The organism is Cupriavidus necator (genome assembly GCF_016127575.1).
Taxonomy (GTDB): domain Bacteria; phylum Pseudomonadota; class Gammaproteobacteria; order Burkholderiales; family Burkholderiaceae; genus Cupriavidus; species Cupriavidus necator_D.
In genome coordinates this window covers 1,190,795-1,212,543 of sequence record NZ_CP066019.1, presented here as the reverse complement: position 1 = coordinate 1,212,543, position 21,749 = coordinate 1,190,795, and the positions used below count along the sequence as shown (strand labels likewise).

Genomic DNA, 21,749 nt, shown 5'->3' with positions numbered 1-21,749 from the left:
AGGTGCGCCCTCGCTCATCATTGGAACCTCTTCAGTGCTTGCTGGGTCAGGGCCTCGTCACGTACACCTTGAACGACGAAAGGGTCGTCATCTGCGGGCTTCGTTCTGACGGAATTGTGACCATTCGCATTGCCGTCCATGACCATCACCTTGACACGATCCCCCGGTAGGAATATCGCCCAGAATCCGTAGGTATCCGGACCGTATTCCGGCACGGTGACTGTTGCGGTCAGCACCGCCAGCCCGCTTCTGTCCTTGTAGTCAAACGGCTTGCGGTCGCGCTCCCATTCGATGCGTAGTTGCGTGCCGGGCTTCCATGGCTGAGGGATGCCGACGCAACACATCTCGCCAGGTTCGGCAGGCCCTTCTTTGTATGCAGGCCCCATGTTTGCGCCGCCACCGTTCATTCCTCGTGGCCCCGTGACGTAATAGCTATAGATGGCATCGGACGAGTAGTTCAGACCGCGAGCGCTGCCGGGACTTACGTGCTCCTTCTCAGCTCCAACCGTGGTTTTTGCCGCCAAGTCAGTCCGCGATTCGCCTGAGCATGCGGAAAGGACACCGAGCGCGCCCAGCAACACCAGTGCGGCTTGCCATCGATGTGCGCGCTTCCGATTCAAGCTATTTCTTGTCATCGTTTCTCTCCGCTTGTTGATCGGCCTGCCTGGCAAGCACGCGCTTCCACACGTAGTCAGGAACATGGGCCATGCAGGCGTTGAAGCTGCCGCCCTCGTGCATCCGTTGTTCCAACGCGCGGTACACGTCTGGATCTTGATCAAAGTCGGCGCCATAGCGGTACGAGTATTGGCAGTACCCAAGGCGGTCGGCGGGCTCGATGAGCCGCCAGGCAGCCACGCGCTTGTAACGCGCAACGAAATCCAGGAAGCGCGGCAGGTAGGGACCATCGCCCGGTACGGTGCCGTCTTCAACGAGGCCCGCCAGCATCTGATCCGGCTCGCAGTGCGCCATGAAGTCATCAACCTGCTGCTCATCGAATGCAATGGCAACTGGTGTCGTCTCGAACTGATTGCCGTTCAGCGGCCCATCCAGTCGCTTCCACTCGGGATCATGGCCGCGGTACTTCCACTGGAGAATGGGTTCCATCAGCTTGTGCGTCGTCTCTTCGCCCCACAGCGTCATGACTGTGCGCAGGTTGCGCGGATCGAAATAACGCACCATGGCGTTCAGCCCGTCGCCGAGGTCGGCGATCAGGAACTGCCGCAGGTGCGTGGCGAGCGCGTCGATCCCGATGCGGCTCCAGATCAGGGTCATGCAGGGGGCGAGCAAGTCCAGTTCATCCAGCCTGGCAAGCCACGGTTCGCCTGCATCTGCAATGTGCGCCAGGAACAGCGAGGCGTCGCCCGCTTCTTCCTCGGGAAGGCCGGCATACACATTACGGTGCTCGGTGGCCTCGCGCATCAGGTCACCAATCAGCAGCGGGTGCTGGGCGCCGTCGGCGAGCGCGTAGATATAGACGGTGTTTGGTTCGGTTGTCATCGCCGGTCTCGGGTCAGCGCAGCAACAGGCCCGTGTTGCGCCTGGCTGCCTTGAGCAGGCATTCCAGGCAGACCTGCTTTGTGCTCAGTTCCGTCGGGATGCTGTTAGGCCCGGTCAGCAGCTTGCTGGCGGCGTGGACGGTGAACCTGCCGTTGGTGCCATGCTCGATGTTGCCGTCCAGTCGCAGGTAGCTGCCGCCGCCTGCCAGCAACAGTTTCTGCCTGGCCTGAATGGTGATCTCGTCGGCGGTCAGGGTGATCTTGAGCTTCGCCAGCAGATTGATATTGTTCTTCAGGGCTTGCAGGTCGATATCGCCCATGTTTGCAACCAGCTTCATGCCAGCCTCATAGGCGAACATGCGCAGCGCCTTGCGCACGCTGGCAAAGAAGCCGCCACCGGCGGTGACGGACAGGTGTTCCCCCGTGGTCAGTGCGGTGTCGCCACCGCTGGCGATGTGGGTCGAACCCGCTGCCGTGGAGACGATGCCGGCGGGGCTGGCCGATACCAGATGGGGGGCGGTAAATTCCTTCAGTTCGCCTCCGCCCTGGATTTGCTCGAGCTGCTTCTCCAGCAGTTTTGCAATGTCGGTCTGTTCGCCGTCCTGGGCCTGGGCTTCAGTCGCCTTCTCTCCCATGGTGGCGGCAATGCCCTGTGCCTGTTCGAGCAACTGGACGACATCCCGCACATTCATCGCGTTGCCTTCAGCGTTCAGGCGCGAAAAGGTGGTGATAAGCAGGCCAAGTGCGGCGCGCAGCGCGCCATGCGCGTCGGTGCGCAGTTCGAACCCTTCTCCCCGCTTGTCCTTGCGTCCCTCCCAACCCCTCACCCGGACAATGTGGCCCAGGGCCAGCAGGCTGTTCTGGTAGTCCGACCCGACTTGCACCTGCTGCTGGCCCTGCGTGTCGTCGTAGAGGGTCTGGTTGCGGCCTTCGCCGAACAGTTCCTTGCTCTGGTAGCCGGACAATGCATGCTGGCTGGGCAACTGCCACGGCGGCAGGTTCAGCCGGTTATTGACAGGCCCGATGATGATTGGCCGATCCGGGTCTCCGCCCTCGTATATGACAATGACTTCCTGGCCGATGCGCGGCAGGTGCGTGTTGCCGAAACGACCGCCCGATGAAAAACCGGTTACGCGAATCCAACAGGAGCTATTCTCGTCAAAACTACCGTAACGATCCCAGACAAACTGGCAGCGCACCCGTCCCAGATCATCGCTCCAGATTTCCTGATTGGCCGGGCCGACGACCCTGGCGATGTGATGCCCGCCGATGTAAGGCTTCTTGACCGACTCGGGCCGGAAGATTTCGCTGGTGGGCTGGGCTTCGAATTCCACCTCGCAGCGCCATTGCTGGTCGCTACCCGCGAACTCGCCCACGTCCTCGATTAGCAGGCGCGTAGCGAAAATCAGGTACTCGCGGTTGGCCTTAGCACGCAGGAAGCGCTTCAGCGTAAAGGTGTGGCCCGGCGCCATTGCGCGCACGTTGCCCTGGCCGCGCACCCGCACGCCGTGTTGCCGCAGGCGTTCCATATTGATGCGCGCCAGCATGTCGCCTTCCTTGCGGGCGTCATTGCCGGACTTGGGCTGAACGTAATCGCCTGGCCAGCTGTACAGTTCATAGGTGGCATGGCTGGTCTCGCGGGGGTCGTCAACGGAGACATTCAGGTCGGCGCGGGGCTGGTTGTAGTCGTAATCCCCGTGCGCCCACGAGCCTGTAATCAGGCAATCGCGTACCTCGAATTGGTGGAGGTGTTCTTCGTCCACCCGGTCCGAGGATGGATACCAGTTGATGGTGTGATACGCGGGGCTGGGGATGTTCTGGAAGGCGCCATTGCCATCCGTCAGCACCATGCGGTGATGGCCGTTCGTGTGCTCCCAATGGAAATTCAGGCCCCACTCTGCGAGCAGCCGGCGCACGAACTGGTAGTCGGTCTCGCCGGCCTGCAATTGATACTGGCGCTTGGGATACTCGATGAGTGAAAGCCGGCGCTCGACCGGAAATGTATATCTGCTCAGCACCACTTCCACGATTTCCAGGACATTCATGTTCTGGAACCGCTTGAAGGTGGAGGTGAGCGTGCCGAGCCAAAACCAGGGGCGCAAGGTCAGGCGATAGCGAATGCGCTCGTTTTCGTGGTAAGGGCCGCGCACATCGGTGACGATCCCTGTTATCTCGCGCTTGCCCCTGCCGAGGCCGCCGTCCAGGCCGCTGCCGGAGCCGTCCAGTTCGATACTGACTGTCAGCTCCTTGCCTTGCATGGCTTCCAGGTCGAAATCGCCCGCCGGACCGTACAGGACATTGCGGTCGTCCGGCGTCTTGAGTTCCAGCTCATACTCGAACAGCGAATTGATACCCTCGGTGCCGGACAGCCTGGAAAATACTAGCAGCGGCTGTCCCAATAGTTCCGGCAACCCATCACCGGATACGGTAACGGTACGGGAGGAAAACGGTAATCGGCTACCCATGCGAAGCACTCCGTGGAGTTGAACGCTTTCGTGCCGAAACAAACTAGTGACTGGATACGCTGCGTCTCGCGGCACGCTATCGCTGCGGCGGTCATTGAATGACGGCGCTGCAACTCAAGATGGATAGTAAAAATGGTGCTGCCGAAAAAATAAATCAGGCGATTCTGATTTTGCTCTTCAAGAAAAATGAAGCCAGAATTCAAAAAAAACCGAATTCACCAGGGACAGCCTGCTCGCAACGGCATGCAAGCCGCGCCGCCGCCGTAAAGAAATGCGACAGCTGCTGGTCGGCCACGAAGAATATGGCGAAGAACACCGACCCCATGCCGTATCCACGGCCACACGGGGCTCCGCAAGCAATGTTTCACCTCGGAACCTGAAAGCGCGGGTTCCGCCCCCTTCAGCCTTTGCCCTTGCCCCTGGTCGCGGCGGCTTTCCCCTGCGTGCGCCCGACGGCCCGTTTTGGCACGGCCTCCGGCTTCGCCGCCTGGGCCGACTTCATCAAGTTGCTTTCGCTGGTGGTCACACCCACGATCCGGGCGAGCTGCCGGCTTACGCTGATGTAGGCGTGGCCCATGCGGGCATCGAAATACAACGCATCGCCCCGCGCCAGGTGCAGCTTCTCGCCGTTGTCGAAATGGATTTCGATCTCGCCGCTGAGCACATAGACAAACTCCTCGCCGGGATGGCGCGAGAAGTCACCGGGGCCCTCGATGCGGCGCGCATGCACGGTGCCGACCACCGGGCTCATCTGCTTGCCGACGGCCTCTGTGCCAAGAAACTCATAGGTCAGCGACGATCCCCGGTAGGTCACGCCCGCGCCGGCCCGGGTCACGACCGGCCCCTGGAACGGTGACGTCTTCGTGCCGGCACCCGCGAACATCGAGCCCATGTCCATCTGCAGCGCCTGGCCCAGCGCGGCAAAATTCTCGTAGCCCAGCGCCAGTTGCCCGCGCTCCGCACGCGAGATGGTGGTGATCGAGACTCCCGACAGTTCGGCGAGGTGCGCCAGCGTCCAGCCAAAGGCCTTGCGCGCCGCGCGCAGGCGCTTGCCAAAGGTTTCACGGTCGAGCGTGCGCGACTCGCCGTCATCGGTCCCGATGCCGCTGCCGCGCCCCTGGGCGGTGTGTGGTTTCAAGCCTGCGTCCTTTTTTCCGTTGGACGGAATGCTAACAGAGCAGACCGCGCCAAGGCTTATCCCCTTGCCGCCCACCTTAGCGCAAGATTTGCGTATCCGCAATTTGCATATACGCAAATTCTTGCCTACACTCACTCCCATTCCGAATGCATGAGCGCCCCGCAGGCGCTCTCCTGCCACCTGATCCATGCACCCGACTCACGCTGCCTCACCGATTCGAGCCGACTATCTCATCATCGGAGGCGGCATTGCCGGTGCTTCCGTCGCGTACTGGCTCGCGCCCCATGGCCGCGTCATCCTGCTCGAACGCGAAGCCCAGCCTGGCTACCACTCGACCGGCCGCTCGGCGGCGTTGTTCATGGAAAGCTACGGCACCACGCAGGTCCGCGCGCTGACGATGGCAAGCCGCGCCTTCCTGCAGGATCCGCCGCCGGGTTTTGCCTCGCACCCGCTGCTCACGCCGCGCGGCGCGCTGATGGTCGCCGGCCCCGGGCAACAGCATTTGCTTGACGCGCACTGGGACGTGGTGCGCGCCGTCGATCCCGACGCCCGCCTGCTGAGTGCCGCGCAAGCGTGCGAGCGCGTACCAGCGCTGCGCGCGGAGCAAGTGATCGGCGGCGTTTATGAGCCCGGCGCCGCGGACATGGATGTGGACGCGATCCACCAGGGCTACCTGCGCGGCATGCGCCAGGCCGGCGGCAAGCTGGTGTGCGATGCCGAAGTCACGGCCATGGCACGCGTGCGGGACCACTGGCGCGTGGAGGCTGGCGGGGCGGTATATGCGGCACCGGTGGTACTCAACGCCGCCGGCGCCTGGGCCGACGTCATCGCGCGGCTGGCCGGCGTGCAGCCGCTGGGGATTGAACCCCGCCGCCGCTCTGCCTTCGTCTTTGCTCCGCCCGCGGATATGGACACCAGCGGCTGGCCCATGGTCTTCGGCGCCGACGAGGACTGGTACATCAAGCCCGATGCCGGCATGTTGCTGGGCTCCCCGGCCAATGCCGACCCGGTCGAGCCACAGGACGTCCAGCCCGAGGAAATGGATATCGCGCTTGCCATCGACCGCATCGAGACCGCGACCTCGCTCAGGATCCGCCGCCCTGCGCGCACCTGGGCCGGGCTGCGCTCCTTCGTCGCCGACGGTGACCTGGTGGGCGGGTTCGACGACGCCGTGCCGGGCTTCTTCTGGGTGGCGGGCCAGGGCGGCTACGGCATCCAGACCTCGGCGGCCATGGGCGAGACCTGTGCCGCGCTGGCGCGCGGCCTGCCGGTGCCGGCGCATCCTGCTTCGTTCGGCCTGAGCGCCGGGATGCTTGGGCCGGCGCGCCTGCGCCGCCTGGCCGCTTCGGCCTGAATCGCGCTTTCCCCCAACCGCTAATCCCCGACTGACCAGGAGCCAACCATCGTGCGTGTCTTCAGTGCCTCCCTCGCTACCGAAACCAACACCTTTGCGCCGATGCCCACCGGCCTGGCGTCCTTCAGGGATCGCGGCTACTTCGCGGCCGGCCAGCATCCTGACCAGATGACGTTTTTCTCAGGGCCGCTGTGGGCTGCACGGATCCGCGGCAAGGAGCGCGGCTGGCAGCTGTGCGAAGGCATGGTCGCCGGCGCGCAGCCCAGCGGCACCACCACCCGCCATGCCTACGAAACCCTGCGCGAGGAACTATTGGCCGACCTGCGCGCGGCGCTGCCGGTGGACATGGTGCTGCTCGGCCTGCACGGCGCGATGGTGGCCGATGGCTATGACGACTGCGAGGGCGACCTGCTGCAGCGTGTGCGCGCCATCGTCGGCCCGGACGTGGTGATCGGCGCGGAGCTGGACCCGCACTGCCACCTGACGCCCGAGATGACGGCATACGCCGACGTGATGGTCGCCTTCAAGGAATACCCGCATACCGACGTGCTGGAACGCGCGCTGGAACTGGTCGACCTGTGCGCGGCCACGGTGGCAGGCAAGGTTCGCCCGGTGGCGGCGGTGGTCGATTGCAGCATGATCGTCACGGTCCACACCTCGCGCGAGCCGGCGCGCGGCTTCATCGACCGCATCCAGTCGCTGGAAGGGCGCGACGGCGTGCTGTCGATCTCGCTGGCGCATGGGTTTTCATGGGGCGATGTGCCGGCGATGGGCACCAAGGTCCTGGTCTACGTCGATGGCAACCAGGCCAGGGCCGATGCGCTGGCGCGGCAACTCGCCGACGAACTGATCGCCATGCGCGACGGGCTCACGGTGCGCTACCCGGACATCGACACCTCGCTTGACGAGGCGCTGGCCTGCGACGGCGGGCCAGTGGTGCTGGCCGACGGCGCCGACAATCCCGGCGGCGGCGCAGCCAGCGACTCCACCTTTGTCCTGCGTCGCATGATCGAGCGCGGCATCGGCAATGCGGCGGTCGGCCCGATGTGGGACCCGATCGCGGTGCGCATCGCCTTCGATGCCGGCGTGGGCGCACGCCTGCGGATGCGCATCGGCGGCAAGATCAGTCCGCTATCGGGCGACCCGTTGGATCTGGACTGCACGGTCAAGGCTCTGCTGCCCGACATGGTGATGACCGGGCTGTCCGACGCGCCGGTGCCGATGGGCGACTGCGCGCTGGTGGAAGCCAACGGCATCGACATCGTGCTGAACACGCTGCGCAACCAGGCCATGGGCACGGACATGTTCACCCAGCTGGGCTGTGACCTGGCGCGCAAGCAGATCATCGTGGTCAAGTCCTCGCAGCACTTCTACGCGTCCTTCTCGAAAGTGGCAAGGCACGTGATCTACGCAGGCGCCCCGGGGGCCGTCACGCTTGACCTCACGACCCTGCCCTATCGCAAGATCCAGCGGCCCAAGTGGCCCCTGGACAGCGCCGCGGCCTGAGCGCCGGCCGCCTGGCTGCGATCACGACAACAACGACAACGAAGAAAGCGGAGACTGCACATGACACCAAACCGATCCCTGTCCGCCGCGCTCGCGGCGGGCGCCCTGGTCCTGGCAGGCGCCAGCCTTCCCGTGCTGGCACAGACCAAGACGCTCAAGGTCGTGGCGCATGCCGACCTGAAGATCCTCGATCCGACCTTCACCACGGCCTACATCACGCGCAACTTCGGCTACATGGTCTACGACACGCTGTTCGCGCAGGACGCCAGGGGCAAGCCGCAACCACAGATGGTCGAGAAGTACAGCAGCTCGAAGGATGGCCGGCAGTGGAGCTTCACGCTGCGTCCCGGCCTGAAGTTCTCGGATGGCAGCGCGGTTACCTCGGCCGACGCGATCGCCTCGCTGCAGCGCTGGGGCGCGCGCGACAGCCTGGGCCGAGCCATGGGCGAAGCCGGCGCCGAGTGGAAGGCGGTCGACGCGCGCACGTTCACGCTGACGCTCAAGGAGCCCTTTGGCATGGTGCTCGATGCGCTGGCCAAGCCCTCGGGCTATCCCCCGGTGATCCTGCCGGAGCGCCTGGCCAGGATGCCCGCCACCGCGCCGCTGCCCGAGGTGCTGGGCTCCGGCCCCTTCATCTTCAAGCGCGACGAATGGGTGCCGGGCAACAAGGCGGTGTTCGTGCGCAACCCGCACTACGTGGCACGCAGCGAGCCCGCGAGCGGCCTCGCCGGCAGCAAGCAGCCCCGCGTGGACCGCGTCGAATGGCTCTACCTGCCGGACGCCAACAGCGCCATCGCGGCGCTCAAGCGCGGCGAGGTCGACCTGATCGAACAGGTACCGCCGGACTACATCACCCCGCTGCGCGGCGACGCCAGCATCAAGATCGGCTCGGGCGGCGCCTACCAGGGCGTGCTGGTGATGAACCAGCTGCATCCGCCATTCAACAACCCGAAAGTGCGCCAGGCCTTCCTGCAGGCGGTCAGCCAGGAACGCTTCACCGCGGCCATGGGCTATCCGCTCGACATGCGCATCAACTACTGCGCCACCTTCTTCATCTGCGGCGGCCCCAATGATACCGCTGCCGGCGCCGAACCGTACCGCAAGGCCGATCCGGCGCGTGCCAGGCAGTTGCTGGGTGCGGCGGGCTACAAGGGCGAAAAGGTGGTGCTGCTGGTGCCGACCGACATTCCCCAGCTCAACGCTGAAGCCCTGATGGCGGCACAGACCATGCGCAGCATGGGCATGAACGTCGACATGCAGAACATGGACTGGGCCTCCATCGGCGCGCGCCGCGCCAAGCGGGATGCGCCCGAGGCCGGGGGCTGGAATATGTACGTGACCGTCGCGGGCGAGTTCGATGCCGATTCCCCGATCACCAATGCCTACCTCAGCGCCCCCTGCGGCACCAGCCTGCCCGGCTGGCCCTGCGACAAGCCGCTCGACGCACTGCGCACGGCCTGGGTCCGCGAGACCGTGCCCGCCAAGCGCAAGGAACTGCTCGATGCCTTCCAGAAGCGCGCCTATGAGGCGGTGCCCTATGTGAACGCCGGCCAGTACTCGTCGGCGTTCGCGGCGCGTGCCAGCCTCAAGGGCATCGACAAGATGTGGGCCGGCATGCCCACGGTCTGGATGCTCGACAAATAACCACGAAGCACGAACCACCGGGGGAAACACGACAATGGGCTACCTGCTCAGACGCCTGGCCGCGACGCTGCCCGTGATGGCAGTGGTGGCCGTGGTGGTCTTCCTGCTGATCCACTTGTCGCCGGGCGATCCGGCGGCGCTGATCGCAGGCGACCTCGCGACCGTTGACGACATCGCCAGGCTGCGCGGCGTGCTGGGGCTGGACCAGCCGCTGTGGCGGCAGTTCTTGCTGTGGCTCGGCCGGCTCGCCACCGGCGACCTCGGCACCTCCATCTTCACCCAGGTGCCGGTGGCGCAGTTGCTGGCACAGCGGCTGGAGCCGACCGTCTCTGTCGCCGCGCTGACCATGCTGCTGACCTTGCTGGTCGCGGTGCCACTGGGAACGCTGGCCGCGTACCGCGCCGGCAGCTGGGTCGACCGGCTGGTAATGCTGTTCGCGGTGCTGGCATTCTCGCTGCCGGTGTTCCTGGTGGGCTACCTGCTGGTCTACGCCTTTGCCATCCAGTTGCCGTGGTTCCCGGTGCAGGGCTATGCGCGCCTCGCCGACGGCGCCGGCGCATGGCTGCGCAGCCTGGTGCTGCCCTGCGTCAACCTGGCGCTGGTCTATATCGCGCTGGTGACGCGCATGACGCGCGCCACCGTGCTGGAAGTGCTGCATGAGGACTACATCCGCACTGCGCGCGCCAAGGGCCTGGGCGTGCTGCCGGTGCTGGGCCACGCGCTGCGCAACGCGGCGATCCCGATCGCCACCACCGTCGGCATGGGCATCGCGCTGCTGATCGGCGGCGTGGTCGTGACCGAGACCGTGTTTGCGATCCCGGGTGTCGGCCGCCTGGTGGTCGACTCGGTGCAGCGCCACGACTACCCGGTGATCCAGAGCGTGCTGCTGGTCTCCGCCGGGGTCTACGTGCTGATCAACCTGATGATCGACCTCAGCTACCGGCTGTTCGATCCGCGCATCAAGTACTGATGGCTTTCGCCGCGAGACACTGCTGACATGACCACTTCCCTGCCCGCGACCGAACCTGCCGTACCGGCACCCGACCATGCGCCTTTCGTGCTGCCGCGCTGGCACTAGGCGCGCAAGCACCCCACGCTGATCTTGGGCGCGCTGCTGCTGGCGGTGATCGCCGTGCTCTCCCTCGGCGCGCCCTGGATTGCCACCGTCGACCCGCAGGACATCGACCCGCTGGCGCGCATGCAGCCGCCATCGGCCGAGCACTGGTTCGGCACCGACGCGCTCGGCCGCGACGTATTCAGCCGCGCGGTCTGGGGCGGCCGCGTCTCCATGATCGTGGGCCTGTCGGTCGGGCTGCTGGCAACCGTGTCCGGCGTGCTGCTGGGCCTGGTCGCAGGCTTCGTGCGCCGGGCGGACTCCCTGGTGATGCGCGTGATGGACGGCCTGATGGCAATCCCGGGCATCCTGCTGGCGATCGCGCTGATGGCCGTTACGCAGGCCAGCCTGGGCGCGGTGATCATCGCCATCGCCATACCCGAGGTCCCCCGCGTGGTGCGGCTGGTGCGCTCGCTGGCGCTGACCCTGCGCGAGCAGCTCTACGTCGAGGCGGCGCATGCGGTCGGCACCCGCCTGCCGGTGATCCTGATGCGCCACGTGGTGCCCAATATGGTGGCGCCGCTGATCGTGCAGGCCACTTTCGTGGCCGCCACCGCCGTGCTCACGGAAGCCGCGCTGTCGTTCCTCGGCGTCGGCGTGCCGGCCCAGATGCCGAGCTGGGGCAACATGATGGCCGAGGGGCGCAATTTCGTGGCCGTGGCCTTCCACATCATCCTGTACCCGGGCATCCTGCTGGCCGCGACGGTGCTGGCCATCAACCTGCTCGGCGACGGCCTGCGCGACGCGCTCGATCCGCGCCTGGCGCGGCAACTCTGAATCCGGGAGCGCAACCATGACCATCACGATGTCGCGCGCGATGTCCCATGTCAGGCCGGCCACGGGCGAGCCGCTGCTCGAAGTGGAGGACCTCCATACGCATTTCGACACGCTCACCGGGCCGGCCCGCTCGGTCAACGGCGTCTCGTACACCGTGCGTGCCGGCCAGACGCTGGGCGTGGTGGGCGAGTCAGGCTGCGGCAAGAGCGTGACGGCGCTGTCCATCATGCGGCTGCTGCCCACGCCGCCGGCACGCATCCGCGGCGCTGTGCGGCTGCGCGGCACGGACCTGTTGCAGCTCAGCGAACGCGAGATGCGCCGCATCCGCGGCAATCGCGTCTCGATGATCTTCCAGGAACCGATGACCTCGCTGAACCCGGTGCTGACGATTGGCCGCCAGATTGGCGAAACCGTGCAGCTGCACCAGGGCGCGAGCCGCTCCGAGGCGCTCAGGCGCGCGGTGGAAATGCTGCGGCTGGTGCAGATCCCAGAGCCCGAACGCCGCGTCAACGAGTATCCGCACCAGCTTTCGGGCGGCATGCGCCAGCGCGTGATGATCGCGCTGGCGCTGGCCTGCAATCCCGAGGTGCTGATCGCCGACGAACCCACCACGGCGCTCGACGTGACCATCCAGGCGCAGATCCTGGACCTGATCCGCCGCCTGCAGCAGGAACTGGGCATGGGCGTGGTGATGATCACGCACGACCTGGGCGTGGTGGCCGAATGCTGCGACCGCGTGATCGTGATGTACGCCGGGCTCAAGGTCGAGGAAGCCAGCGTCACTGAGTTGTTCGACCGCCCGCTGCACCCCTACTCCCGCGCGCTGATGGCATCGATACCGTCGATGAACACCAGCAGCCGCCGCCTGGCCGAAATCCCCGGCCTGGTGCCCTCGCCACAGGAAGCGCGGCGCGGTTGTGCCTTCGCGGCACGCTGCGCGCATGCCAACGCGCGCTGCGCGCGCGAGCTGCCGCAGCTCACACGCCACGGTGGCGACCATGCGGTGGCCTGCTTCGCCGTCGAGGAAGGCCGCATCGAATGCAACCCGCAAGCCCAGGAAGCCATCGCATGAGCACAATCTCCGCCACGCCAGCGCCCCTGCTCAAGGTCGACCGCCTGAAGAAACACTACCTCGCACCGCGGCGCTGGCTGGCACCGGGCAGCCCGCCGATCCAGGCTGTGGACGGCGTGTCCTTCACCGTGGAGCACGGCGAGACGCTATCGCTGGTCGGCGAATCCGGCTGCGGCAAGACCACTACTGCCAAGTCGGTGCTGCGCCTGATCGAGCCGACTTCAGGCTCGGTGCAGCTCGACGGCGAGGAACTGCTGGGCCTGCCGGCAAGCGCCATGCGGCAGCGCCGGCGCGACCTGCAGATCATCTTCCAGGACCCCTATGCCTCGCTCAGCCCGCGGCTGACGGCGGGCGAGATCGTGGGCGAGCCGCTGCGCAACTTCGGCCTGCAGTCGCGTGCCGAGCGCAACGAGCGCGTGCAATGGCTGTTCAGCAAGGTCGGCCTGCGGCCCGAAGCCGTGCGCAAGTTCCCGCACGAGTTCTCCGGCGGCCAGCGCCAGCGGCTGGGCATCGCGCGCGCGCTGGCACTCAACCCGAAGCTGATCGTCTGCGACGAGCCGGTATCGGCGCTCGATGTTTCCGTCCAGGCGCAGGTGGTCAACCTGCTGATGGACCTGCAGGCCGAGTTCGGCATCGCCTACCTGTTCGTCGCGCACGACCTGGCCGTGGTGCGCCATATCAGCCACCGGGTCGCCGTGATGTACCTCGGCCAGATCGTCGAACTGGCCGACCGCGACACCTTGTTCTCGGCGCCGCGCCACCCCTATACCGAGATCCTGCTGTCCGCCGTGCCGGTGCCCGACCCGCGCAGGCCCGCGCGGCGCCTGCTGCTGCAGGGCGATCCGCCCAGCCCGGCCAATCCGCCGGCAGGCTGCCGCTTCCACACGCGCTGCCCGCATGCGCAAGCCCGCTGCAAGGAGCAGGCCCCCTTGCTGACCGAACGTCCCTCCGCCACCGGCATCCACCACGTGGCCTGCCATTTCCGCTGACCGCCACGCTCCAGTCCAGGAAAGGAATCCCATGTCCGACCCCACCTCTGCACACGCCCCGCACTATGACCTGCTGATCGCCGGCGGCACCGTGATCGATGGCAGCAAGGCACCCCGCTTCAGCGCCGATATCGGCGTGCGCGACGGCTGCATCGCTGCGATCGGCGACCTCGCCGGGCACACGGCCGACCGCGTGCTGGATGCAACGGACCTGATCGTCGCCCCAGGCTTCATCGACGCGCACACGCATGATGACCAGGCGGTGCTGTCGCAACCCACCATGCCGTTCAAAGTCTCGCAGGGCGTCACCACCGTGATCGCCGGCAACTGCGGCATCAGCGCCGCGCCGCTGCGCGCCGACATGGATCTGCCGATGCCGCTGAGCCTGATCGACACACCGGCGCAAGGCCGCTTCACCACCTTCGCCGCCTACCTCGACGCGCTGCGTACCATGCCGAGCTCGGTCAATGTAGCCGCCATGGTCGGGCATTCGACCTTGCGCGCGGTCACCATGGCGGCGCTGGACCGGCCAGCCGATGCCAAGGAGATCGCCGCCATGCAGGCGCTGGTCGAGGAGGCCATGCAGGCCGGCGCGATCGGCCTGTCGACCGGCACCTTCTACCCGCCCGCCGCCATGGCGACGACCGAGGAGATCATCGAAGTCTGCCGGCCGCTCAGTGTGCGCAAGGCGCTCTACGTCACCCATATGCGCGACGAGTCCGACCACGTCATGGCCTCGCTCGACGAGACCTTCCGCATCGGCCGAGAGCTCGACGTGCCGGTGGTGGTGTCGCACCACAAGGTGCAGAGGCAGGCCAATTTTGGCAAGAGCCAGGTAACCCTGCCCTTTATCCGCGAGGCCATGAAGCACCAGTGCGTGTCGCTCGACTGCTACCCGTACACGGCCGGCTCCACCATGATCCGCACTGACCGCGGCATGCTCGACGGCCGGGTGCTGATCGCCGCCAGCGAACCGCACCCCGAATGCGCGGGCCGCGATCTCGACGACATCGCCAGGGAATGGGGCGTGCCCAAGGACGAAGCCGCGCGCCGCCTGCAGCCGGGCACCGCGATCTACTTCCAGATGGACGAGGACGATGTCCAGCGCATCCTTGCCTTCGACGAAACCATGATCGGCTCCGACGGCATCCCCGTCGGCGCCAGCCCGCATCCGCGCCTGTGGGGCACCTTCCCGCGCGTACTGGGGCACTACTGCCGCGAGGTCGGCCTGTTCCCGCTGGAGACGGCGGTCTGGAAAATGACCGGACTGACGGCGCGCAACTTCGGCCTGCACCGGCGCGGCACGCTTACCGTGGGCAACCATGCCGACATCGTCGTTTTCGATGCGGCCAACGTGCGCGATGCCGCCAGTTACGAAACCCCCACCCGGCCAGCCGAAGGCATCGACACCGTGATCGTCAACGGCACCATTACCTGGCAGCACGGCGCGCACAGCGGGGCCCGCGACGGGCAGGTCATCACGCGGCCAGCAGGTCCCGAGGCGGGAAATGCGGCGCCTGCCTGAGGCCCGCAGCAAGGGGCCGCCAGAAGCGAAGCCGCCGGCGGCTCAGAACTTGGGAATGCGCAGCGTCTTGCTGACCATCAGCGTGCCCGACAGCGCGAACAGCAGCACCAGCGGATGCAGCACCGCCGGGCCCAGCACCCACGCGCCGCCCGGCAGTTCGCCGCCAAGCTGGCCTTGCCAGGCGCACCATGCCAGCACCGCGGTCAGCAGCACGCTGGTCGGGATCGGCGTGCCTTCGAAGTAGGCGACCTTGCCGCTGTCGCTGCCCTCGGCCAGGGATTCGGCGGTGACGTTGAAGCGCGCCAGCCGGCTGACACCGCAGCAGACAAAGTAGATCAGCACGGCCAGGTCCCAGCCGCCGCGCATGCCGGCGGCAAAGGCCAGCGTGGCCGGCCCGACGCCGAACGAGATCACGTCGGCCAGCGAATCCAGTTCGCGCCCCAGCGCCGAATGCGCATGGCGCCAGCGCGCGATGCGGCCGTCAAGCACGTCGAAAATAAAGGCCAGCGGCGCCAATGCCGCCGCCGTGTAGAAATGCGACAACTGCTGGTCGGCCACGTAGAACATGGCGAAGAACACCGACCCCATGCCGCAGGCCGCATTGCCCAGCGTAAAGACATCGGCCAGCTGCAGCTCGCGCAGCATCGAGAAATGGCGGGGACGTTCCGGCCGGGTGCTCATGGCGTGCGCTTACAGGACCTTGGCCACGTGGTGCACGTCAGGCGGCGCGGCAAAGGTTTCACCGACCAGGGCGCGCCATTGCTGGAACTCGGGCGATTCGCGGAAATGGACCATATGGTCGTCCACCGTCTCCCATTCCACCACTAGCGTGTATTGTTCCGGCTGCTCGATCGAGCGGAACAGCTGCACGCCGTGGCAGCCGCGCGAGCGCAGGAACAGCGGCGTGGCCTGGCTCACGCCCTGCTCCAGTTGCTTGTCCATGCCGGGCTTGATGGTGAGTTGTGCGATTTCCTTGATCATGACGGTTTTACCAATGGAGTAGATGCCGGGGCACCGGCGGGTGTCTGCTACCTTAGCACGATCGCGGGGCCACATGCCTGCTGCAAGCATTCCGTTACACGCGGCGGTTAGCATCGTCCACCCTGCCACTACCTGCCGATAACACCATGCGAATGTCCCTGCGCAAGCGCCACCTCGCCCGGGCCGTCTTGCCCGCCCTCGCCTTGACCTGCCTGGCGGGCGCGCATGCTGCATCGCAACCATGCGGCACGCCGGCGACGTCGATCGCCGAGATCCAGGGTGCCGCGGCGGCGTCGCCGCTCGCGGGCAGCGTGGTGGAGGTAGAGGCAGTCGTCACCGCGGCCTTCAGCGGCGATGGCAGCCTGCGCGGCTTCTTCCTGCAGACCGCGGACGCGCAACGCCTGCACCGGCCCGGCGTGTCGGAAGGCCTGTTTGCTTACGCGCCACGCACCACGGCGCGCGCCGGCGACATGGTGCGCGTGTCCGGAAGGGTCGAAGAGAAATTCGGGCAGACGCAGCTGGTGCTGTCCGGTGCGCTGGCGGTGTGCGCACGCAGCATGGCGGTGACGCCGCAGACGCTGGCCTTGCCGGTCGCGGGCGAATCCGATCTTGCCGCGCGTGAAGGCATGCTGGTGCGCCTGCCCCAGACGCTGACGGTTGCCGATACCCATGAGCTTGGTCGCTATGGCACTCTGGCGCTGAGCGACGGCCGGCCCATCGCGCCGACGCAACAGGCACTGCCGGGAACGGCCGCGCGGCAAGCCGCCGCCGCCAACGCCCGCAACCGGCTGTTGCTTGACGATGGCTCGACGCGGCAGTATCCCGCCGTGGTGCCCTACCCGCCACCGCGCCTGGCCGCGGACCACCCGGTGCGGGCCGGAGACACGGTCAGCGGCGTGCAGGGGGTGCTGGAAAAACGCCACGGGCAGTGGCGCCTGCAGCCGGTGCCCGGAGCGAGCGCGCCGGTATTCCAGGCCACCAACCCGCGCCGCGGTGCCCCGCCGCGGCATCCGGCCACCACGCTGCGCGTGGCCGCCTTCAACCTGCAGAACTACTTCAATGGTGACGGCCAGGGCGGCGGTTTCGATGCCCCCGGCAACCGCGGCGCGCAGGACGCCGCGGCGCTGGCACGCCAGGAAGCCAGGCTGCTCGCCGCGCTGCGGGGACTGGATGCGGACGTGATCGGCGTGATGGAGGTAGAAAACGACGGCTACGGCCAGTACAGCGCGATCCGCCAGCTGGCCACGCGGCTGGGGCCGGACTGGCGCGTGCTCGATCCCGGCACGCCGGCGCTTGGCAGCAATGCCATCGCTGTCGGCCTGCTGTACAACGCCCGCACCGCCGTGCCCGCCGGGCGCACGGCCACCACCTGGCTGGGCGAGCGCAGCCGCCAGCCGCTGGCCGGCACCTTCCGCGCGGCGGCTGGCGGCACGCCGGTCACGGTCGTGGTCAATCATTTCAAGTCCAAGACGTGCACCGAGGCCACCGGCGCGCAAGCCGACCAGGGTGATGGCCAGGGTTGCTGGAATCCCGCGCGCGTGCAGGCAGCCCAGGCGCTGGCCGAATGGCTGGGCACAACGCCGACGGGCGTGGCCGGCGCGGGCGTGCTGGTGATCGGCGACCTGAACAGCTATGCCATGGAAGACCCCGTGCGCGTGCTGGCGCGCCGCGGCTATGCCGACATGGTCGCGGAATTCGCCGGGAAGCCGGCATACAGCTACGTCTACAACGGCCAGGCGGGCTATCTCGATCATGTGCTTGCCGATGCCGCCGCGGCCCGCCATGTCATGGCCGTGCATGCCTGGCATATCAATGCCGACGAGCCTCCGGCCTTCTCCTACGCCCCGGCGCCGGGTGCGCCTGCGGTGCCGGGCCACTACGCGCCCGGCCCCTACCGTTCATCGGATCACGACCCCCTGGTGGTCGACTTCGCCAGCAGCCCCCGCGCCAGGTAAAGCACCACCAGCAGGTTGGCTGCCGCCAGCGTGCCATGCAGCCAGCTGGGGTGGACCAGGGCCTCGTACAGTTCCAGCGGAATGTAGATGCCGCCGGACCACACCCCGATCCAGTTGCCCCATGCAAGCCCGCGCCAGAGCCCGTACGCTTCGGCAAAGCGCATCAGCGTATAGACCACGGCAGAGCCGCCGATTGCCCACAGGCGGGCGTTGTCGGGATGCGCAAGCAAGGACAGGAAGATGGTGGGATAGCGGCTGGCCGGATTGACATGCAGGCGCTGGATGATGGCTTCCGCGAGCGCCTGGGCGTCGCGGTGCAGCAGTGCGGCCAGGCCCAGGCCGGCCACGATCACCAGCAAGCCCTTGGCGGCCTCGAACAATGCGATACCTCTCAGCCCCATTGCGCCCTGCTTTGCCATGCGGTGTCCCCGGTCGATGCAAGAATTGCAAAGCCGGTATTGTGCAACACCGGCAGGCAATGCCGGCATTGCGTGGCGCCGGTGCGCGCTGTCAGCGCCCGTATTCGCGCTCGCGCATGGGCCCGTCGGCATCGATGCCGCCGCTGGCGGCAATGGGGCCGTCCACGGTCAGCGGGCCGGCCACGCTCAGGTCGCCCCTGACCACCATGTCGCCATGCACCGTCACCGGGCCGTTGAAGACCTTGAGATAGCCGCCGCCGTACGGCAGCCCCCGTGCGGTGGCTGGCCCGGTGAAATACGCGGCGGTGAGCGGGCCGCTGGCATAGACGTGGCCGGCGACAACCAGCTTGCCGTGCACCGTCAGCGGCCCCTGCACCTGCGCCGAACCGCCGATGGTGATCGGGCCGGATTCATGCGGCTGGGCACGCAGCGGGCCGGCCACGGCCAGCAGTGACAGCGCCCCGGCCGCCGCCAGCCGCCACCACGGCCAACGAACATCAAGGCGGAGCATTCGGTACGACATGACGTAGCCTCCGGCCGCACCGCGCCTAGCGCTGCAGCTTCTGGTAAGTGCCGATCAACTCTGCGGTGGCCAGGATATGGCCCCGCATCGCCCGCTCCAGCGCCTCCTTGTCAGGCATCCCCAGGTCCGGCAACGCCACGTCCAGCGCATACAGCTTGAAGAAGTAGCGGTGCCGGCCGATCGGCGGACACGGGCCGCCATAACCAGCGCGGTGCCAGTCGTTCAGCCCGTCGCGCGTGCCCGCGGGCAGCCCGGCCTTGCCGATATCCGCCGGCAGCGCCTCGGCATGGGACGGCAGGTTATAGAGCAGCCAGTGGACCCAGGTCATTTTCGGCGCGGCGGGGTCGGGTGCGTCGGGGTCGTCGACGATCAGCGCCAGGCTGGCCGTGCCGGGCGGCAGGCCGGTCCAGGCAAGCGGCGGGGAAATATCGGCGCCTTCGCAGGTGTGCTCTGCGGGAATCTCGCCACCCGGGGCGAATGCGGTCGATTGCAGCTGGAACGGCATACGGGCCTCGCTGGACGCACTGAGGGATGGCTCCAACTTAGGCCGGATCGGTGTCCCACGCAAGGCGTCGCCGCGCGCTATGGCGGCTGCGTCTCCAGCAGCGCCTTGAGCCGGCGCACGGCTTCGGTGGACTCGGCCTGGACGCGCTCGCGCAGCGTCAGGCGGTTGATCAGGGCAAAGAGCAGCGTAGGCGACCGGTAGCGGAATTCCCGCTCAATGCGCGTGCGTTCGGCCGACGGGGTCAGCGACGGCGTCATGGCGGGCGTAAGCCGGTAGGTGATGGTGCCGACCCTGCGCCCTTCGGCCACGCCTTCGATCGACCATGTGCGCGGCCGCTGGCTTTCGATGACGGTCCAGACCACCGCGCCACCGCGCTGCGCCACCATGAAGGTCTCGGTCACGCGCTCGCCCTGCCCCAGCGGATGGTCGGTCGCTCCCGCCACGCCGAGCGAGGCCGGATGCCACTTGGGCCAGTGCAGCGGCGTGGACACGTAGTCGAACACCTGCGCTGGCGGGCGCGCAATCACCACCTCGTCATGGATGGCGGTGCGGTCGGACCATGGCAGCGGCGCCAGCAGCATGCCTACGGTGATCGCGGCGAAGATCAGTCCCCAGAACGGTTTCCTGTGTCGAACAAGCATGGCGGCGGGACAGGATGCATCCGGGGCGCCCCCGTGCATCCTGTACGCATGGCGCGATGCTTCCAGTGTAGTGACTGGGAAGCATCGCGCCAGTCCCGCGCTGCTTAGCGGGCCTGGGATGCCGGCGCGCCCTCGGCCGCCGGCGCCGGCACGGCCGCCACCGTCTCCGGCAGCGGGCCCCAGCCGCCGCCCAGCCGGCGGATCAGCGACACCGTTGCCGCAGCGCGCAGGCCGGCCACCTGGTTGGCCTCGCGCTGCGACTGCAGCACGGTACGGTCGGCATCGATCACCGTCAGGTAATCGACCGCGCCGGCATCGTAGCGGCTACGCGAGATCCGCGCCGCGCGCCGGGCGCCGCCAAGTGCGCCGTCCAGCGCGCCGGCCTGCTGGCTGAGCCAGCGCACGTCCGCCAGGCTGTCTTCCACCTCGCGGAACGCCACCAGCACGGTCTGCCGGTAGCCGGCCACGGATTCCTCGTGCGCGGCACGGGCACCGGCGAGGTTGGCGCTGTTGCGGCCGCCATCGAACACGGTCTGTGCGATGGTGGAGCCGATCAGCGGCCCCAGCGCCCAGGTGCGCGACGACCACTTGAACAGGTTCGACAGGTCCGCCGATTCAAAGCCGAACAGCCCCGTCAGCGTGATGCGCGGGAAGAACGCCGCCTTGGCCACGCCGATGCGCGCGTTGGCCGCGGCCATCTGGCGTTCCGCCGCGGCGATGTCGGGGCGGCGCTCCAGCAGCTCGGACGGCAACCCGGCGGGAATCGCGATCGGCGCCGCGTCGAACGGGCGCGCCGGCAGCGAGAATGCCGCCGGCGGCACGCCGGTCAGCACCGCCAGCGCATGCTCCTGGTTGGCACGGCGGCGTTCGATGCCGGCCAGGTCCGCGCGCGCGGTGCCGAGTTCAGCTTCGGCACGGGCGGGATCCAGGTCGGTGGTCTCGCCGGCGTCATAGCGCTTCTTCAGCAATGACAGCGCATCCTCGCGCAGTTTGATGGTGGCATTGAGCAGGTCGCGCTCGCTGTCCAGCGTGCGCAGCGCGAAGTACGCCTGCGCCACGTCGGCCTGCAGCGCCAGCTGCACCGAGCGGTACAGGTCCTCCGCGGCCTCGCCTTCAGCCCGGGCGGCGTTGACGCTGGACGCGACGCGGCCGAACAGGTCGAGCTCATAGCTGGCGAACGCGCGCGCCTTCAGCACCGTCTGCGGCGGCACCCGCGTGCCGTCAGGCAAGCCTTGCGAGGCCGCCGACGGCTGCGCGCGTGTCGGGTCCAGCCCCACGCTCAGTTGCGGGTACAGGTCCGCCTCAGTGGCACCCGTGAAGGCCCGCGCCTGCTTCAGGCGGGCAGCGGCAATCGCCAGATCCTGGTTGGAGCTGCCAGCCGCGTCGATCAGGCGGTCCAGTTCGGCATCGCCAAAGATCTTCCACCAGTCGCCGCGATGCTGGCCTTCGGCCGGCGTCGCGGTCTTCCATTGCGCGCCTTCGGCCTGGGCGGCCTCGGCCTCCTTGAAGGCCGGCACGGTGGCCGTTTCGGGCACCTTGTAGGTCGGGGCCAGCGAGCAGCCCGCAAGGATCAGCGCTGCCGCCAGGGTCGCCAGCTTAGGCAGCCAATTTGTTGTCGAAAATGCAGGGGCATTCATGTTGATCA

20 protein-coding genes and 1 pseudogene are annotated in these 21,749 nt (G+C 67.4%); 10 read left to right on the top strand and 11 right to left on the bottom strand.

What is annotated here, in order from left to right; all coding sequences use genetic code 11:
* Nucleotides 1-17: 17 nt before the first annotated feature.
* From I6H87_RS24505 to I6H87_RS24495, 3 genes are read right to left on the bottom strand one after another with little or no spacing between them, the layout of a single operon-like run.
* Nucleotides 18-635, bottom strand: a complete 618-nt coding sequence (locus I6H87_RS24505) for a DUF3304 domain-containing protein (RefSeq protein ID WP_081225781.1) — start codon at nt 633-635, stop codon at nt 18-20.
* Nucleotides 622-1,497, bottom strand: a complete 876-nt coding sequence (locus I6H87_RS24500) for a DUF4123 domain-containing protein (protein WP_011617032.1) — start codon at nt 1,495-1,497, stop codon at nt 622-624. The genes I6H87_RS24505 and I6H87_RS24500 overlap by 14 nt, the downstream gene beginning before the upstream one ends.
* 13 nt (nt 1,498-1,510) lie before the next feature.
* Nucleotides 1,511-3,961 (bottom strand): type VI secretion system Vgr family protein, encoded by a 2,451-nt coding sequence (locus I6H87_RS24495; protein WP_011617031.1) that lies wholly within the window; start codon nt 3,959-3,961, stop codon nt 1,511-1,513.
* 98 nt (nt 3,962-4,059) lie between these two features.
* Here I6H87_RS24495 and I6H87_RS24490 point away from each other — a divergent pair, with 98 nt between their 5' ends.
* Nucleotides 4,060-4,341, top strand: a complete 282-nt coding sequence (locus I6H87_RS24490; protein WP_155737077.1) for a hypothetical protein — start codon at nt 4,060-4,062, stop codon at nt 4,339-4,341.
* Nucleotides 4,342-4,361: 20 nt separating this feature from the next.
* Here I6H87_RS24490 and I6H87_RS24485 read toward each other — a convergent pair whose 3' ends face one another.
* The gene (locus I6H87_RS24485; RefSeq protein ID WP_011617030.1) at nt 4,362-5,099 is read right to left on the bottom strand and encodes a helix-turn-helix domain-containing protein; all 738 of its coding nucleotides are present in this window, start codon (nt 5,097-5,099) and stop codon (nt 4,362-4,364) included.
* Nucleotides 5,100-5,286: 187 nt separating this feature from the next.
* On the opposite strand from I6H87_RS24485, the gene I6H87_RS24480 reads away from it, so the two are divergent.
* The 8 genes and pseudogenes from I6H87_RS24480 to I6H87_RS24445 all read left to right on the top strand — a co-directional run bounded on the left by I6H87_RS24480 (nt 5,287) and on the right by I6H87_RS24445 (nt 15,080).
* Nucleotides 5,287-6,453: an NAD(P)/FAD-dependent oxidoreductase gene (locus I6H87_RS24480; protein WP_011617029.1), complete on the top strand. Its 1,167-nt coding sequence runs from the start codon at nt 5,287-5,289 to the stop codon at nt 6,451-6,453.
* A 51-nt stretch (nt 6,454-6,504) separates the two neighbouring features.
* Nucleotides 6,505-7,959, top strand: coding sequence for a M81 family metallopeptidase (locus I6H87_RS24475; protein WP_011617028.1), 1,455 nt, complete (start codon nt 6,505-6,507; stop codon nt 7,957-7,959).
* Nucleotides 7,960-8,019: 60 nt separating this feature from the next.
* Complete coding sequence (locus tag I6H87_RS24470) at nt 8,020-9,603, top strand: ABC transporter substrate-binding protein (RefSeq protein WP_011617027.1); 1,584 nt, start codon at nt 8,020-8,022, stop codon at nt 9,601-9,603.
* 34 nt (nt 9,604-9,637) lie between these two features.
* A complete protein-coding gene (locus I6H87_RS24465; protein WP_010812471.1) occupies nt 9,638-10,573 on the top strand; it encodes an ABC transporter permease in 936 nt (311 codons plus the stop codon).
* A gap of 27 nt (nt 10,574-10,600) precedes the next feature.
* Nucleotides 10,601-11,494 (top strand): annotated as a pseudogene (locus tag I6H87_RS24460) (ABC transporter permease).
* 16 nt (nt 11,495-11,510) lie between these two features.
* Nucleotides 11,511-12,566 (top strand): ABC transporter ATP-binding protein, encoded by a 1,056-nt coding sequence (locus I6H87_RS24455; protein ID WP_011617025.1) that lies wholly within the window; start codon nt 11,511-11,513, stop codon nt 12,564-12,566.
* Nucleotides 12,563-13,555 carry an ABC transporter ATP-binding protein gene (locus I6H87_RS24450; RefSeq protein WP_010812468.1) on the top strand — a complete coding sequence of 331 codons (993 nt, stop codon included), beginning with the start codon at nt 12,563-12,565 and terminating at the stop codon, nt 13,553-13,555. Before I6H87_RS24455 ends, I6H87_RS24450 begins: the two co-directional genes overlap by 4 nt.
* A 31-nt stretch (nt 13,556-13,586) precedes the next feature.
* Nucleotides 13,587-15,080, top strand: coding sequence for an N-acyl-D-amino-acid deacylase family protein (locus tag I6H87_RS24445; protein ID WP_011617024.1), 1,494 nt, complete (start codon nt 13,587-13,589; stop codon nt 15,078-15,080).
* A gap of 42 nt (nt 15,081-15,122) precedes the next feature.
* Here the strand turns inward: I6H87_RS24445 and I6H87_RS24440 are convergent, their stop codons facing one another.
* Both I6H87_RS24440 and I6H87_RS24435 read right to left on the bottom strand, forming a co-directional pair.
* A complete protein-coding gene (locus I6H87_RS24440) occupies nt 15,123-15,761 on the bottom strand; it encodes a CDP-alcohol phosphatidyltransferase family protein (RefSeq protein ID WP_011617023.1) in 639 nt (212 codons plus the stop codon).
* Between the two features lie 9 nt (nt 15,762-15,770).
* Nucleotides 15,771-16,061: an antibiotic biosynthesis monooxygenase family protein gene (locus I6H87_RS24435; RefSeq protein ID WP_010812465.1), complete on the bottom strand. Its 291-nt coding sequence runs from the start codon at nt 16,059-16,061 to the stop codon at nt 15,771-15,773.
* A 146-nt stretch (nt 16,062-16,207) separates the two neighbouring features.
* Here I6H87_RS24435 and I6H87_RS24430 point away from each other — a divergent pair, with 146 nt between their 5' ends.
* Nucleotides 16,208-18,016 carry an ExeM/NucH family extracellular endonuclease gene (locus I6H87_RS24430; RefSeq protein ID WP_081225780.1) on the top strand — a complete coding sequence of 603 codons (1,809 nt, stop codon included), beginning with the start codon at nt 16,208-16,210 and terminating at the stop codon, nt 18,014-18,016.
* On the opposite strand, the gene I6H87_RS24425 is transcribed toward I6H87_RS24430, so the two are convergent.
* The 5 genes from I6H87_RS24425 to I6H87_RS24405 form a co-directional block, all read right to left on the bottom strand.
* Complete coding sequence (locus I6H87_RS24425; protein WP_011617021.1) at nt 17,968-18,435, bottom strand: DUF2127 domain-containing protein; 468 nt, start codon at nt 18,433-18,435, stop codon at nt 17,968-17,970. The two genes, I6H87_RS24430 and I6H87_RS24425, sit on opposite strands and share 49 nt — an antisense overlap.
* A 91-nt stretch (nt 18,436-18,526) precedes the next feature.
* Nucleotides 18,527-18,958 (bottom strand): hypothetical protein, encoded by a 432-nt coding sequence (locus tag I6H87_RS24420; protein WP_011617020.1) that lies wholly within the window; start codon nt 18,956-18,958, stop codon nt 18,527-18,529.
* A 25-nt stretch (nt 18,959-18,983) separates the two neighbouring features.
* Complete coding sequence (locus tag I6H87_RS24415) at nt 18,984-19,463, bottom strand: YbhB/YbcL family Raf kinase inhibitor-like protein (RefSeq protein ID WP_010812461.1); 480 nt, start codon at nt 19,461-19,463, stop codon at nt 18,984-18,986.
* 77 nt (nt 19,464-19,540) lie between these two features.
* On the bottom strand, nt 19,541-20,104 hold the full coding sequence (locus I6H87_RS24410) for an SRPBCC family protein (RefSeq protein WP_010812460.1): 564 nt from the start codon (nt 20,102-20,104) through the stop codon (nt 19,541-19,543).
* A 104-nt stretch (nt 20,105-20,208) separates the two neighbouring features.
* Nucleotides 20,209-21,741, bottom strand: a complete 1,533-nt coding sequence (locus tag I6H87_RS24405; RefSeq protein ID WP_037025558.1) for an efflux transporter outer membrane subunit — start codon at nt 21,739-21,741, stop codon at nt 20,209-20,211.
* Between the last annotated feature and the right edge of the window lie 8 nt (nt 21,742-21,749).